Source organism: Dactylosporangium sp. CS-033363 (assembly GCF_050942475.1).
GTDB lineage: Bacteria > Actinomycetota > Actinomycetes > Mycobacteriales > Micromonosporaceae > Dactylosporangium.
The window spans coordinates 7187443-7199855 of sequence record NZ_CP192032.1; the positions used below are offsets into that span (position 1 = coordinate 7187443).

At 75.4% G+C, this 12413-nt stretch carries 11 protein-coding genes; 6 read left to right on the top strand and 5 right to left on the bottom strand.

Annotated features, from left to right (window positions below; translation table 11 throughout):
* The 3 genes from ACQPZ4_RS33220 to ACQPZ4_RS33230 all read right to left on the bottom strand — a co-directional run bounded on the left by ACQPZ4_RS33220 (position 1) and on the right by ACQPZ4_RS33230 (position 2381).
* The gene (locus ACQPZ4_RS33220; RefSeq protein WP_433044411.1) at positions 1 to 723 is read right to left on the bottom strand and encodes an ABC transporter permease; all 723 of its coding nucleotides are present in this window, start codon (positions 721 to 723) and stop codon (positions 1 to 3) included.
* Positions 720 to 1613, bottom strand: a complete 894-nt coding sequence (locus ACQPZ4_RS33225) for an ABC transporter ATP-binding protein (RefSeq protein WP_433044414.1) — start codon at positions 1611 to 1613, stop codon at positions 720 to 722. The genes ACQPZ4_RS33220 and ACQPZ4_RS33225 overlap by 4 nt, the downstream gene beginning before the upstream one ends.
* 69 nt (positions 1614 to 1682) lie before the next feature.
* A complete protein-coding gene (locus ACQPZ4_RS33230; protein ID WP_433044417.1) occupies positions 1683 to 2381 on the bottom strand; it encodes a DUF1775 domain-containing protein in 699 nt (232 codons plus the stop codon).
* A gap of 77 nt (positions 2382 to 2458) precedes the next feature.
* Between ACQPZ4_RS33230 and ACQPZ4_RS33235 the strand changes: the two genes are divergently transcribed.
* Both ACQPZ4_RS33235 and ACQPZ4_RS33240 read left to right on the top strand, forming a co-directional pair.
* Complete coding sequence (locus ACQPZ4_RS33235) at positions 2459 to 3358, top strand: aminoglycoside phosphotransferase family protein (RefSeq protein ID WP_433044420.1); 900 nt, start codon at positions 2459 to 2461, stop codon at positions 3356 to 3358.
* A gap of 112 nt (positions 3359 to 3470) precedes the next feature.
* Entirely contained in the window at positions 3471 to 5294 is a 1824-nt protein-coding gene (locus ACQPZ4_RS33240) for a hypothetical protein (RefSeq protein ID WP_433044423.1), read from the top strand.
* A 7-nt stretch (positions 5295 to 5301) separates the two neighbouring features.
* On the opposite strand, the gene ACQPZ4_RS33245 is transcribed toward ACQPZ4_RS33240, so the two are convergent.
* Positions 5302 to 6402, bottom strand: a complete 1101-nt coding sequence (locus tag ACQPZ4_RS33245; RefSeq protein ID WP_433044426.1) for an FAD-dependent oxidoreductase — start codon at positions 6400 to 6402, stop codon at positions 5302 to 5304.
* A gap of 75 nt (positions 6403 to 6477) precedes the next feature.
* Here ACQPZ4_RS33245 and ACQPZ4_RS33250 point away from each other — a divergent pair, with 75 nt between their 5' ends.
* The 3 genes from ACQPZ4_RS33250 to ACQPZ4_RS33260 are packed head-to-tail and all read left to right on the top strand — an operon-like array spanning position 6478 to position 7926.
* Positions 6478 to 7101: a TetR/AcrR family transcriptional regulator gene (locus ACQPZ4_RS33250; protein ID WP_433044429.1), complete on the top strand. Its 624-nt coding sequence runs from the start codon at positions 6478 to 6480 to the stop codon at positions 7099 to 7101.
* A 10-nt stretch (positions 7102 to 7111) separates the two neighbouring features.
* Positions 7112 to 7741 carry a pyridoxamine 5'-phosphate oxidase family protein gene (locus tag ACQPZ4_RS33255; RefSeq protein WP_433044432.1) on the top strand — a complete coding sequence of 210 codons (630 nt, stop codon included), beginning with the start codon at positions 7112 to 7114 and terminating at the stop codon, positions 7739 to 7741.
* On the top strand, positions 7738 to 7926 hold the full coding sequence (locus ACQPZ4_RS33260; RefSeq protein WP_433044435.1) for an antitoxin: 189 nt from the start codon (positions 7738 to 7740) through the stop codon (positions 7924 to 7926). The genes ACQPZ4_RS33255 and ACQPZ4_RS33260 overlap by 4 nt, the downstream gene beginning before the upstream one ends.
* 51 nt (positions 7927 to 7977) lie before the next feature.
* On the opposite strand, the gene ACQPZ4_RS33265 is transcribed toward ACQPZ4_RS33260, so the two are convergent.
* On the bottom strand, positions 7978 to 9342 hold the full coding sequence (locus ACQPZ4_RS33265) for an MFS transporter (RefSeq protein ID WP_433044438.1): 1365 nt from the start codon (positions 9340 to 9342) through the stop codon (positions 7978 to 7980).
* Positions 9343 to 9421: 79 nt separating this feature from the next.
* Between ACQPZ4_RS33265 and ACQPZ4_RS33270 the strand changes: the two genes are divergently transcribed.
* On the top strand, positions 9422 to 11950 hold the full coding sequence (locus ACQPZ4_RS33270; RefSeq protein ID WP_433044441.1) for an AAA family ATPase: 2529 nt from the start codon (positions 9422 to 9424) through the stop codon (positions 11948 to 11950).
* Positions 11951 to 12413 lie beyond the last annotated feature (463 nt).

A 12413-nucleotide genomic window follows, 5' to 3' on the forward strand; every position in this document is an offset into this window, starting at 1 on the left:
CTACGCGCGCGCGGTGTCCACGCGGAACCGGCGCAGGGCGATCACGCCCAGCACGACGGTCCAGCCCAGCAGCACCACGATGGCCTGGGTGTCGATGTGACCACCGTCGAGCGGGCTGCGGGCGACCTGCCCGGTCCAGTACGACGGCGTGAACTTGGCGATCACCTGCAGGGCGTGCGGCATCAGGGTCACCGGCACCCACAGGCCGCCGAAGGCCGCCAGCACCAGGTTGAGCAGCGCGGAGACCTGCTGGACGCTGTCGGGCTTGGCGAGGTAGCCCACGACGACCCCGAGCGCGGCGAACGGCAGCGACGACAGCCAGGCGCCGGCGAAGCACAGCACCCACTCGGCCGCGGTGAGCCGCACGTGCAGGCCCAGCGCGCCGATGGCGAACGTCACGATCACCGGCGGGATGCCCATGAGCAGCGACAGGAGGACCTTGTTGAGCACGTACGCGCCGGGCGAGAGCGGGGTCAGCCGCAGGGTCCGGTTCCAGCCGAGGCCGCGCTCGACGGCGATGGTGCCGCCGCTGAACATGGCCGCGGTCATGGCGCCGAAGAGGGCCATACTGACCATGACGTACTTCTTGGCGTCGGGGTCGTTGCCGACCGACACGCCGCCGATGATGACCACGAGCAGGGCCGGCAGCAGGGTGGAGAAGACGACGGCGCGCTTGTTGCGCACCAGGCGGACGGCTTCGAGGCGGAGATAGGTGAGATTCACTGGGCGCTCCCGGCGACGGTCAGGGCGATGAAGGCGTCCTCGAGGTTGCGGCTGGTGACCTCGATGTCGTGCGCGGCGGTGGCGTTGAGCAGGGCGCGCAGGGCGGCGTCGGAGTCGTCGCAGTGCAGCAGCACCGAGTCGCCGCGGGTCTCGACCCGCTCGACGCCGGGCAGCCCGGCCAGGCCCGCCAGGTCGGCGCCGGGGATGGTGGCGCGGATGGTGCGCCCGGACACCGCGGACTTGATCTGCGCGGAGGTACCGTCGGCGATGACCCGCCCGGAGCGCAGCAGCACGATCCGGTCGGCGTAGTCGTCGGCCTCCTCGAGGTAGTGCGTGGCGAACAGCACCGTGCGGCCCTGCGCGGTCTCCTCGCGCATCGAGGCCCAGAACGCGCGGCGGGTCTCCACGTCCATGCCGGTCGTGGGCTCGTCCAGGACCAGCAGGTCGGGGTTGCTGACCAGCGCCATCGCGAAGCGGATGCGCTGCTGCTGGCCGCCGGAGAGCCCGCCGACGCGCTGGCCGGCGAACTCGGCCACGCCGGCGCGCTCGATGACCTCGCCGACGTCGCGGGGGTTGCGCTGCAGGGCGGCGGCGAGGCGTACGGTCTCGCCGGCGGTCAGGTCGGGCAGCAGGCCGCCGGACTGCATGAGCGCGCCGACGGCGCCGCGGGCGATCGCCTTGGTGGGCGGCTCGCCGTAGAGGCTGACGCTGCCGGCGTCCGGGCGGGCCAGCCCGAGCAGCATGTCGATGGTGGTGGACTTGCCGGCCCCGTTCGGCCCGAGCAGCGCGACGACCTCGCCGCGGCGGATCGTGAGATCCAGTCCGTCGACGGCGGTGACCGGCCCGAACCGCTTGGTCAGGCCGGCCAGCTGGACTGCTTCGTTCGTCATGCCCTCAGCATGGGCGCCGATCGACTCCGGTGAGGCTGCATCGCGTCACGCGCGGCCCCATGACGGATGTCATGCGCCGCCCTGGGCATTCTTCCGGCGCCACCGGAAGAACAGCACCGCGAGCAGGCCGACGACCACGACGACGGCCAGCACGATCCACGGGGTGGCCGAGCTGTCGGCCTCGTCGTTGGCGGCGTCGGCGGCGGTGGTGACCGGGGCGGCGGCCGCCGTGGTCGGGACGGCCGCCTCCGACGTCGGGGCGACGGTGGAGACCGCGGAGGTCGGGGCCTGGGCGGCGGGGGCCAGCTTGAGGACCGGGGCCGGGTTGTCGGTGCCGGCCGCGTCGATCCACCGGTCGACCTTGCCGTCGGTGTAGGTGACGAGGGTCTTGAACGCGAGTTCGGTGGCGTCGGCGGGGAGCTTGGCCACCTTCACCGCGTACTCGGCGTCCTTCTTGGTGGCCAGGGCCGTGCCGCTGACCGTGAACCCGTCGGCGTCGGCGGCCAGGGCCCACCCGGACGGGCCGGACGCGAGGCTGACGTCGGCGGGCGCGATGCCGGCCGGGAGGGCGACCTTGACGGAGGCGATGCCGGCCTTGGAGCTCTCGGCCTCGGCGCTGAACGTGATGGTCACGTCGGTGGCGCCGGCCTGCGCCTTGTCGGCCTTGACGGCGACGTGGGCGGAGGCCGGCAGCGCGGTGCCGGCGAGCACGGCGGCACTCACGGCGGCGGTGGCCGCGAGCGTGCCCAGAACACGACGAATCTGCACGGGTCCGGATCCTCCCTGAGACAGCGTTGAATGTAATAGTCGGCGCGCGGACCAACTTAGTTCCTATCCTTGCGCGCATGATCCCCGACGTGGTCCGCCGCAAGGCCCTCGCGGCCGGCGCGCACGACTGGCTGGCGTCCCTGCCCGGCCTGCTGGCGGGCCTGGAGCGGGACTGGGGGCTGACGCTCGGGCGGGTGTACGAGGACGGGACCGAGGCGTTCGTCGTGGCCGCCGACCTCGAGGACGGCACGGAGGCGGTGCTCAAGCTGCTCGTACCCCGGCGCGGCGACCATGCGCGGCACGAGGCGACGGTGCTGCGCCTGGCGGACGGCGACGGGTGCGCGCGGCTGCTGCGGGAGGACGGGTCGCGCTCGGCCCTGTTGCTGGAGCGGCTGGGGGTGTCGTTGTCGGCACTGGACGTACCGTTGCCGCGGCGTTTGGAGCTCTTGACGGATCTGGCGGCGCGCATCTGGCGGCCGGCTCCGGACGCGGGGCTGCCGACGGGGCGGTGGAAGGCGGCATGGCTCGCCGGCTTCATCGCCGCGGCCTGGGAGCGCACCGGCCGGCCGTGCCCGGAGCGGACGGTGGCGCACGCCCTGGACTGCTGCGCGCGGCGGGGCGCGGCCCACGACGACGAGCGGGCGGTGCTGGTGCACGGCGACGTGCACCAGTGGAACGCGCTGCGGGCACCCGGCGGCGGGTTCCGGCTGGTGGACCCGGACGGGCTGCTGGCCGAAGCGGAGTACGACCTGGGCGTGCTCATGCGCGAGGACCCCGAGGAGCTGCTGACGGCGCCCGACCCGCGGGCCCGGTCCCGCTGGCTGGCCGCGCGGACGGGGCGGGACGAGGTCGCGATCTGGGAGTGGGGCAACGCGGAGCGGGTCTCGACGGGGCTGCTGCTGCGGGAGATCGGCCTCGAACCGCTCGGCCGCGACATGCTGGCCGCCGCGAACCGCATCGCGGCCGGCTTCGCCTGATCGGGCGGGTACCCCTTTCGATGGACGTCGACGGGTTCCGGCTACGGGCAGTGATCGGCCACCGCACGATGGAAGAGGTCACCGTCCCCCACCGTCGGGAGCCTCGACGTCGATGCCCGCGAACCGGACGCGGCGGCACGCGGCGCAACGCGCGCTGCGCCGGCACGCCGCCCACCATCTCGAGGCCGGTCCCGGCGACCGGGCCGAGGCGCCCGCGCTGCTCGGCACGGCCGGCGAGCGGGTCGACCCGGCCGCCCTGCTCGACCGCCGCGGCGAGCGGCTGTGGCTGCTCACCGCGCCCGGGCCGGCCGGGCCGCGGCCGCTGCCGTGGCTGCTGCGGGCCGCGTGGCGCCGGGCCGCCGCCGACCCGGCCGCCGCCCAGCGGCCCGTGCACGTGGACCTGGCCAGGCTCGCCGCCGACGGGCCGGTCACGTCCGACATGGTGCTGGCGGCGATCACCGAGCACGAGGCGACCGAGCACGGCTACCTGGTCCTGCTCGACGGGCTCGACGACGCCGGCGGGGCGGTGCGGGCGGCCGTCGCCGGGCTGCCCGGCCCGCTGGAGCACGCGGCCCCCGCCTCCACCGTCGTGACCCTCTCGCACGCCGAGCCCGTGCCCGGGTTCCACATTCCGGCGGTGGTACTGCCCGCCGCCCCCGACCCCACCGCCGCCGGCAAGGGCGGCTGGGACACCCTGGCCGACCGGCTGAAGAGCCAGCGCCCGTGGCCCGCGGGGCTGCTCAGCGAGGCCGTCGACGCCGCGAAGACGGCCACCGAGGAGCAGCGCTGGCGGATCATCGACGACCTGTCGGCGCTGCCCGACCGGCGGCTGCTGTTCCGGGCCGCCCTCGCGGCGGGGGCGTGCGACGACGACGGCGTGCGCCGGGCCGCCCGGATCGAGATCGAGGCGCTCGCCGGGACGGCCCCGGCCGCCCGTGACGCCCGCTGGCTGTCCCGGCTGCTGACCCTGCTGCCGCTGCTCGACGCTGGCGGGCACTGCGAGGACCCGGAGCGTCCGATCCCGACCGGCGACGACGTGCTGCGCCGGATGGCGGCCACCGGCGGCCCCGGCTCGGCCCCGCTGACCCTCCTGGCCCGCCGGGACGCCGAGGCGGCGGTGGCCGCGGCCGAGGCGACCGGCGACCCCCTCGACCTGGAGGCCGTCGCCCGGGCCGCGGACGAGCCGCCGGTGCTGCACCTGATCCTGGCCCGCTGCGCCGAGGACCCGGCGTGGCCGACCGCGCTGGTGCACCGGGCCCAGCTCGACCGGGGCGTGGCCACGGCGCTGCTGGCCGGGCGGGACCACGACAGCACGACCCTGGCCGGGCGGTGGCTGTCGTTCCGGGTGACCCGCGGCACCGCGTACGGCCGCCTCCTCGACGACGTCCTCACCCGCCCGTGGACCTGGCCGCCGCACACCGCGCCGCTGCTGGCCGGCCTCGAACGGGTCCGGCCGCCGGCCACCGAGGCGCCGATCACCCTGGTGGCGCTGCCGGGCGCGGCCGCCGGCGCGATCGCCGCCGCGCTGGTCGTGCTCGCCCTCGGCCGGCTCGGCGCCGACCGCGTGACGCCGCCGGTGGCCACGGTCGCGGTCCTGGCCGGCCTGGCCGTGGCGGGCGCGATGCTGGCCCGCCGGCTGCGGCAGTGGCACTCGGCGCTGCCGGGCGCGGGCGAGACCCCGGCCCCGGTGCGCCGCGAGAACGTCCTCGCCGGGGTGCTGAACCTGGCCGGGCGGCGCCTCGAGCCGGTGCTGCCGGGCCGGTACGTCCTCGACGACCCGCTGCGCCGGGCCTGCATCCGCGGCGGAGTGCCGGAGACCGAGATCGCGCACCTGCTGCGGGCCCTCGCGGTGCGCCACGCCCTCCTCGGCGACACGACGCCCATGGTCCCGGAGCAGACCCCGCACCTCGACGCCCAGCGGGAGCGCCAGGGCTGACCCGGGCTCAGTGGGAGGACACGAGCGTCATCACCCGGGCGCCGGCGTTGCGGGCGGCAAGACCAAGGCGCGTCTTCGGTACCACCAGTGCCGCCGCCCGCCCCGCCCCGCGCACCTTGGCGTCCGTGCGCACCCGGTGCCCGGCCTCGTAGCGGCGCAGCCCGAGCGCGAGGTCCCCGTCCGCGGCGGCGAGGGCGGACGCCAGCGAGTGGGCGCCCGCCATGGCGAGGCTGGAGCCGTCGCCGAACAGCGACACGCACGACGCGGCGTCGCCCGCGAGCGTGATCCGGCCCCGGGTCCAGGCGGGCAGGTGGACGCGGCTGACGCTGTCGAAGTACACGTCGGCGGTGGGCAGCTTGTCGAGCAGCGACGGCACCCGCCAGCCGGCGCCCCGGTAGGCCTCGGCGACGAGCCGGCGGTGCAGGGCGGTGTCGCGGTGGTCGAGCCCGGGGCGGTCCGGGCCGCGGAAGATGAACGCGACGAGGGCCTCGCCGCGGGACGGGTGGATCGACACGACGCGGCCGGGCTCGTTGTAGAGCAGGACGTGCCGCGGGTCGCCGGCCGGCTCGCCGAGGGGCATGGTGGCCACCCACACGCCGAGGTGCTCGACCTTCGCGTCCGGGAAGGCCAGCCGGCGCACCGCCGAGTGCAGCCCGTCCGCGCCCACCACGAGGTCGAAGCGGGCCGGCGCGCCGCGGTCGAAGGTCACGTCGACCCCCGAGGCGTCGGCGTGCAGGGCGGTGATCGAGTCGTCGTAGCGGAAGTCGGCCGCCGATTCGGCCGCCTCGAACAGGGTCGCGGCGAGGTCGGCGCGCGGGATCTCCAGGGCGCCGTCCTCGGTCTGCATGGGCAGGGCCGCGATGGTCCGGCCGGCGCCGTCCACCACCCGCATCCCGTCCGCGTGGGTCGCGCGCTCGCGCAGCGCCGGGAGCACACCCATGGCGCGGGCGACGGGCAGGGCGGGGCCGCGCACGTCGACGGGGTTGCCGCTGGAGCGCTGGCCGGCCGAGCGCTCCACGACGGTGACCCGGAAGCCGTGCCGGGCGAGCCAGTAGGCGGCGGTGGTGCCGGCCACGCCGGCGCCGGAGACGAGAACCGAAGGCGTCATGGGCCGACGATATCCGCACTGAGTGCAAGTTTGCAATGAGTGCCAACTAACATTCGATGCGATATGCTGGCGGGCATGTCGTTGCGGGAGCTGAAGCGTGCGCGGACCCGGCGGGCCCTGGTGGCCGCGGCGACCGACCTGTTCGAGCGCGACGGCTACGAGCAGACGACGGTCGCCGGCATCGCCGCCGCCGCGGAGATCGGGACGCGGACCTTCTTCGGCTACTTCGCGACCAAGGAGGACCTGCTCTTCCCCGAGACGGACGAGCGGGTCCGGGCCGCCCGGGACGCGATCGCCGCGCGCGGGCCGGGCGACACGCCGGCCGAGGTGCTGCTGCGCGCCCTGTCGATCGTGGGCGAGGACGGCGACGACCTGACCGGGCGGCTGGCCGCGCTGCGGATGCGGCTCGTCCTCGAGGTGCCCTCGGTGCGCGGGCGGGCGCTGCAGATCCAGATGGACGTCCAGCAGGAGATCGCCGGGATGCTGGCCGCGGCGTTCCCGGACGAGCTGGACGCGGTGGTCGCGGGCGCGCTCGTCGGCGCGTTCGTCGGGGCCGTGACCGGCGCGCTGCACGCGCTGCTGAACCAGGACGAGCGCGATCCGCGGACGATCCAGCGGGCCGTCGAACGTGCCACAGATGTCGCGCTGCGTCCATGGATCGCACACGATGTGCGACATGTTTCAGCCACGAATGTGTGACCCTGCCCTGATGGGAGGCGATCACGGAGGACACCCGGGTTCGGCGGGCGAGCGGCTGATGCAGGAGCGGGCGGGGACGGTGGAGCGGGCCGAGCGCTTCTACCGCCAGCAGGTCCTGCCCGCGCTCAACGAGCAGATGATCGATTTCGTCGGGCGGCAGGAGATGATGTTCGTGGCCACCGCCGACGCGCTGGGCCACTGCGACAACACGTTCCGGGCCGGGCCGCCGGGCTTCGTGTCCGTGCTGGCGCCGGGGCGGCTGGCCTGGCCGGAGTACCGCGGGAACGGCGTCATGGCCAGCATCGGCAACCTCGTCGAGAACCCGAACGTGGGGCTGCTGTTCGTGGACTTCTTCCGCGACGTGATCGGCCTGCACGTCAACGGCCACGCCACGGTCGCCGACGACGCCGAGATGCGCCGCGACCACCCGCAGCTGCCGTACGACCAGGTGCCCGGCCGGCGCCCGGAGCGCTGGGTGAACGTGTTCGTGGAGGAGGCGTACATCCACTGCGCGAAGCACATCCCGCGGCTGCGCAAGGTGACCGCCGAGGACCGCGCGTGGGGCACGGACGACGTGCGGCGCAAGGGGGGTGACTTCTTCGGCGCGGCGGCCGCCCAGTTGGGTACCGTGGGCCGATGAACAGCTTCTTCGACAAGGTCAAGGACCTCGCGGACCAGCACGACGAGAAGGTCGACCAGGCGCTGGACAAGATCGGCGACGTGGTCGACGACAAGACCGGCAACAAGTACAGCGACCACATCGACAAGGGCGTCGACTTCGCCCAGGAGCACACCGGCGAGGGCGACACCGCCAAGCCGGCCTGATCCCCCGCGCAGGGCCTCGGCACGCGTCGCCGGCCGAGGCCCGCCGAGTTTTCACGAGCGCGGCAGCAGCCTTGCGAGAAAGGCCAGCGCCAGCTCCAGTACCACCAGTGCCACCACGCTCGCCCGGAACCCCTCGGCCACCGTGGCGGCCCGGTAGAACACGATCCCGATGAGCGCCACGCCGAGCGCGTTGCCGGTCTGGTTCACCGTGGCCAGGACGCCGGACGCCGATCCCGTGTGTTCCGCCGGTACGGCCGACAGCGCGAGGGTCGTCAGCGGCCCGAGGGCGAGCCCCATCCCCAGCCCCTCCAGCGCCAGACCGGGCAGCACCCAGGGCAGCGGGCGGTCGGCGGCGAGGGCCAGCGCCCCGAGCCCGGCCGCCATGACCACCCCGCCGACCGCGACCGTCGCCCGCCCGAGCCGCGCCGCGACCCGGTGGGCCTGCCGGGACGTCAGCAGGTACCCGGCGCCGACGGCCGTGAACACCGCGCCGGAGCCGAGCGCCGACAGCCCGCGCCCGGACTGCAGGTACAGCGCGAGCACGAGAAAGAACGACGCCTGCCCCATCCAGAACGCCTGCACGGCGACCAGCCCGGCGGCGAACGCCCGGACCTTGAACAGGGCGGGGTGGACGAGGGGCTCCGGACGGTACCGCTGCAGCAGGATGAAGGCCGAGAACAGCACGGCGGCGAGGGCGAGGCTCCCCCACGTCCAGGCCGGCCAGCCCTGCGCCCGCCCCTGGATCAGCGGCAGCACCAGCGCGACCAGCGCCGCCGTGACGAGCGCGGCCCCGGGCAGGTCGAGCTTCCGGGTCAGCGTCGCCCGCGCCTCCGGCACCCGCCGCAGCAGCACCAGTGCCACCGCCCCGACCGGCAGGTTGATCAGGAAGCAGGCCCGCCAGTCCAGCCCGAACAGGTCGGCCCGGATCAGCACCCCGCCGACGACCTGCCCGAGCACGGCCCCGAGCCCGAGCGTGAGCGCGTACCGCGAGAACGCCCGCGGCTGCGCGGCCGGCGGGATGGCGGTACGCAGGATGGCCAGGGTCTGCGGCATGAGCAGCGCCGCGCCGACGCCCTGCAGCACCCGCCCCGCGATGAGCGCCCCGGCGGTCGGCGCGAGCCCGCACAGCCCGGACGCGGCGGTGAAGACCGCCAGCCCGACGGCGAGGATGCGGCGCCGCCCGTACAGGTCGCCGAGCCGCCCGCCGGTGATCAGCCCGGCCGCGAGCGCCAGCCCGAACCCGGCCACCACCCACTGCAGCGCCGCCGGCCCGGCCCGCAGGTCGACCTGGATCGCCGGCATCGCCACGTTGACGATGAAGAAGTCGAGGGCGGTCAGGAACGTCACGGTGAGCAGGGCGGGCAGCACGGCCCGGGGCGTCCCGACGGCCTGCGCCGGCGTAGCGGTGATCGTCATGCCGGGAACGCTAGGGATTGGCACGCGCGTCGGAATCGGCATCGCTTAGGTATGCGGTACCGGCGGTAGGGTCGAGACCGTGCTGATCGGCCGGTCCCGCGAGCAGGAACGGCTGCGCGCCCTCGCCGAGGCGGCCCGCGACGGGACCGGCGGCGCCCTGGTGCTGCGCGGCGGCCCCGGCATCGGCAAGACCGCCCTGCTCGACTGGGCCGCGGCCGAGTCGCCGGTCCCGGTGCTGCGCGCCTCGGGCGCCGAGTTCGAGGCCGACCTGCCGTTCGCCGGGCTGAGCCAGCTGCTGCGGCCGGTGCTCGACCGCCTCGGCCTGCTCCCCGGTCCGCAGCGGGACGCGCTCGCCGGGGCGTTCGGGCTCGGGCCGGCCGCCGAGGCCGACCGGCTGCTGGTCGGGTTCGCGGTGCTGTCGCTGCTGGCCGAGGCCGGGCCGGTGCTGTGCCTCGTCGACGACGCGCAGTGGCTGGACTCCGTCTCCGCGGACGCGCTCCGCTTCGCCGCGCGGCGGCTCGGGGCCGAGGAGGTGGCGCTGGTCCTCGCCACCCGGCCGCCCGGTCCGGTGCCCGGGGTGCCGGCGCTGGACCTGGACGGGCTGGGCCGCGCCGACGCCGAGCGGCTCCTCGAAGCAGGGCTCGATCAGGCGGTACGAGAGCGGCTCTTGACTGAGGCGGAGGGGAATCCGCTGGCGCTGCTCGAACTGCCCCGGACGGGTTTCGGCGGGGGCGGCGAGCTGTCCGAGCGGCTGCGGGCGGCGTTCCACGGGCAGATCGCCGCGCTGCCGCCGCCGGCACGGGCCGCGCTGCTCGCCGCGGCCGCGTCGGACTCCGGGGAGCTCGCGGTGGTGCTGCGGATCTGCACCGCGGAGGACCTGCGGCCGGCCGAGGAGGCACGGCTCGTCGAGGTGGCGGGCGGGTACGTGCGGTTCCGGCATCCCCTGGTGCGGGCGGCCGCCTATCACGGGGCGTCCCTGGCGGAGCGGGTCGCGGTGCACCGGTCGCTGGCCGGCGTGCTGGACGGGGACCGGCGGGCCTGGCATCTGGCCGCGGCCGCCGCCGGGCCGGACGAGGCGGTGGCCGCCGCACTGGAGGCCACCGCCGGCGGGGCCCGGGCACGCGGCGGGTACGGGGCCGCGGCGGCCGCGCTCGAGCGGGCGGCGGAGCTCAGCGACTCGCCCGGGGCGCAGGCGCGGCGGCTCCTGCTGGCGGCGGAGAACGGGCTGCACGCGGGGGCGCCGCAGGCCGCCGTGCGGCTGGCGGAGCGGGCCGGCGGGCTCGACACCTCGCCGGAGTTCCTGGCGCGGGTCGGCTGGGTGGAGGGGCAGGCCTGGTTCTGGCAGGGCGACTTCCGGACCGCGTACGACCTGATCGCCTACGGGGGCGCGTACCGGCGGGCGCTGCATCCGGCCTGGTACCTGGGCGAGCCCACCCTGGGGGCGTGCCTGGACTCCCTCGACGCCGACCCGCTCTCGGCCTGGCTCGTCTCCGCCGCGCGGGGCCGGCCCGCTCCACTGGCCGAGATCGCCGACCGGCGCACGGCCCTCGCTCCGGCGGTACCGGTGCGGGACCTCGTCGAGGTGTGCGGGTTCGGGTTCGTCGCCGGCCAGGACGCCGCCGCCCACGAGCTGGCCGCCGCGCTGATCGGCCGATGCCGCGGCGAGGGGCTGGCCGGCCTGCTGCCGACGCTGCTGTTCTTCCAGGCCGAGGCCGAGCTGTTCGCGGGGCGCCATCGCGATGCGGCGGTCAGCTGTTCCGAGGGACTGACCCTCGCGCACGACGCCGGGCAGCCGCTGTGGATCAGCCAGTTGTCCGCGGTTCGCGGCGTGCTGGCGGCGCTCTCCGGGGACGAGCGCGAAACCCGGGCGGCGGTGGCCGACGCGCTCGCCGCGGCCGCGCCCGGTTGCCCGCCGGCCGGTTTCGCGTGGGCGCAGTGGGCGCTCGCCCTGCTGGACCTGGGCCTTGGCCGCCCGGAGGCCGCGATTCCCCGCCTGGTGCCGCTGCAGTCCGATCCGTACGCGCACCATGTCGTGGCGTACCGCGCGATCCCGGACCTGGTCGAGGCCGCCGTGCGTTCCGGCGCGCCGTCCACAGCTTCGTTGACGCGGCTCACGGTGTTTGCCGATCGCACCGGGCAGCCGTGGGCGCAGGCCCTGCTGCACCGCTGCCGGGCCCTGCTGAGCGGCGACGAGCACGAGTTCGTGCTGTCGCTGAAGTTGCCGGCCCGGCCGTTCGAAAGGGCGCGAACCTCGCTCTTGTACGGCGAGTGGCTGCGTCGAGCCCGCCGCAAGGCCGACGCCCGGCGGGTGCTGTCGCAGGCCTTGGAGACCTTCGACCGGCTGGCCGCGCACCCTTGGTCGGCACGGGCTCGGACCGAGCTGGCGGCTACGGGGCTCGCGTCTTCGCCGTCCGCACCGGAGCCGGCGGCGGCGCGGCTGACACCGCAGGAGTTGCAGATCGCCCGCCTGGCCGCGCAGGGGCTGTCGAACCGGGACATCGCGGCGCAGCTGTTCCTGAGCCCGAAGACGGTGGCGTACCACTTGTACAAGGCCTACCCGAAACTCGGCGTGACGGCCCGCACCGACCTCGCCGCCCTGCCCCTCTGACGACCGCTGCTCAGACGCTGCCCCTCACGAGTCCCCGGCCGCCCGGGTCCTTTTGCTGCACGCCAACGAAGACCTCAGGCGATGGAGTCTCGCCCTTGGTCGCGTGACCGACGACCTCGTGTCTCCGACATCGGATCGGACGGACGATTCACCCTGCGCCGGGACCGACTCCGCTCGGGATTCCTCTGGCTGTTTCGCTCAGTCCGGCGGTGCCCATCGGCGCATGGAGCTCGCCCGGCGATCGCGCGGACGCCCTGTCGCTCGTGCGGCGTTGGCGACGGTCGTCATGCAGTCCGATCCGCTCAAACGGCTGCGCGACCTGGAGCTCGTCCGCGTCGATCCTGAGACAGCGCCGAAACCGTTCGTTGAGCTGGCCGGACGTTGGTGGTCGCTTCCGCCGGGCCGGTGATTCGCCCAGGCGTGGCGCGCTCACCGATGTGTTCCGGCGCCGGGTCGCGCTTCG

Bases quoted from the DNA above. Each gene is read 5' to 3' on its own strand.
- ACQPZ4_RS33235 (WP_433044420.1), top strand. From the start codon at position 2,459: ATGATCCCCGACGTGGTCCGCCGCAAGGCCCTCGCGGCCGGCGCGCAC.
- ACQPZ4_RS33250 (WP_433044429.1), top strand. From the start codon at position 6,478: ATGTCGTTGCGGGAGCTGAAGCGTGCGCGGACCCGGCGGGCCCTGGTG.
- ACQPZ4_RS33240 (WP_433044423.1), top strand. From the start codon at position 3,471: ATGCCCGCGAACCGGACGCGGCGGCACGCGGCGCAACGCGCGCTGCGC.
- ACQPZ4_RS33255 (WP_433044432.1), top strand. From the start codon at position 7,112: ATGGGAGGCGATCACGGAGGACACCCGGGTTCGGCGGGCGAGCGGCTG.
- ACQPZ4_RS33245 (WP_433044426.1), bottom strand. From the start codon at position 6,402: ATGACGCCTTCGGTTCTCGTCTCCGGCGCCGGCGTGGCCGGCACCACC.
- ACQPZ4_RS33260 (WP_433044435.1), top strand. From the start codon at position 7,738: ATGAACAGCTTCTTCGACAAGGTCAAGGACCTCGCGGACCAGCACGAC.
- ACQPZ4_RS33225 (WP_433044414.1), bottom strand. From the start codon at position 1,613: ATGACGAACGAAGCAGTCCAGCTGGCCGGCCTGACCAAGCGGTTCGGG.
- ACQPZ4_RS33265 (WP_433044438.1), bottom strand. From the start codon at position 9,342: ATGACGATCACCGCTACGCCGGCGCAGGCCGTCGGGACGCCCCGGGCC.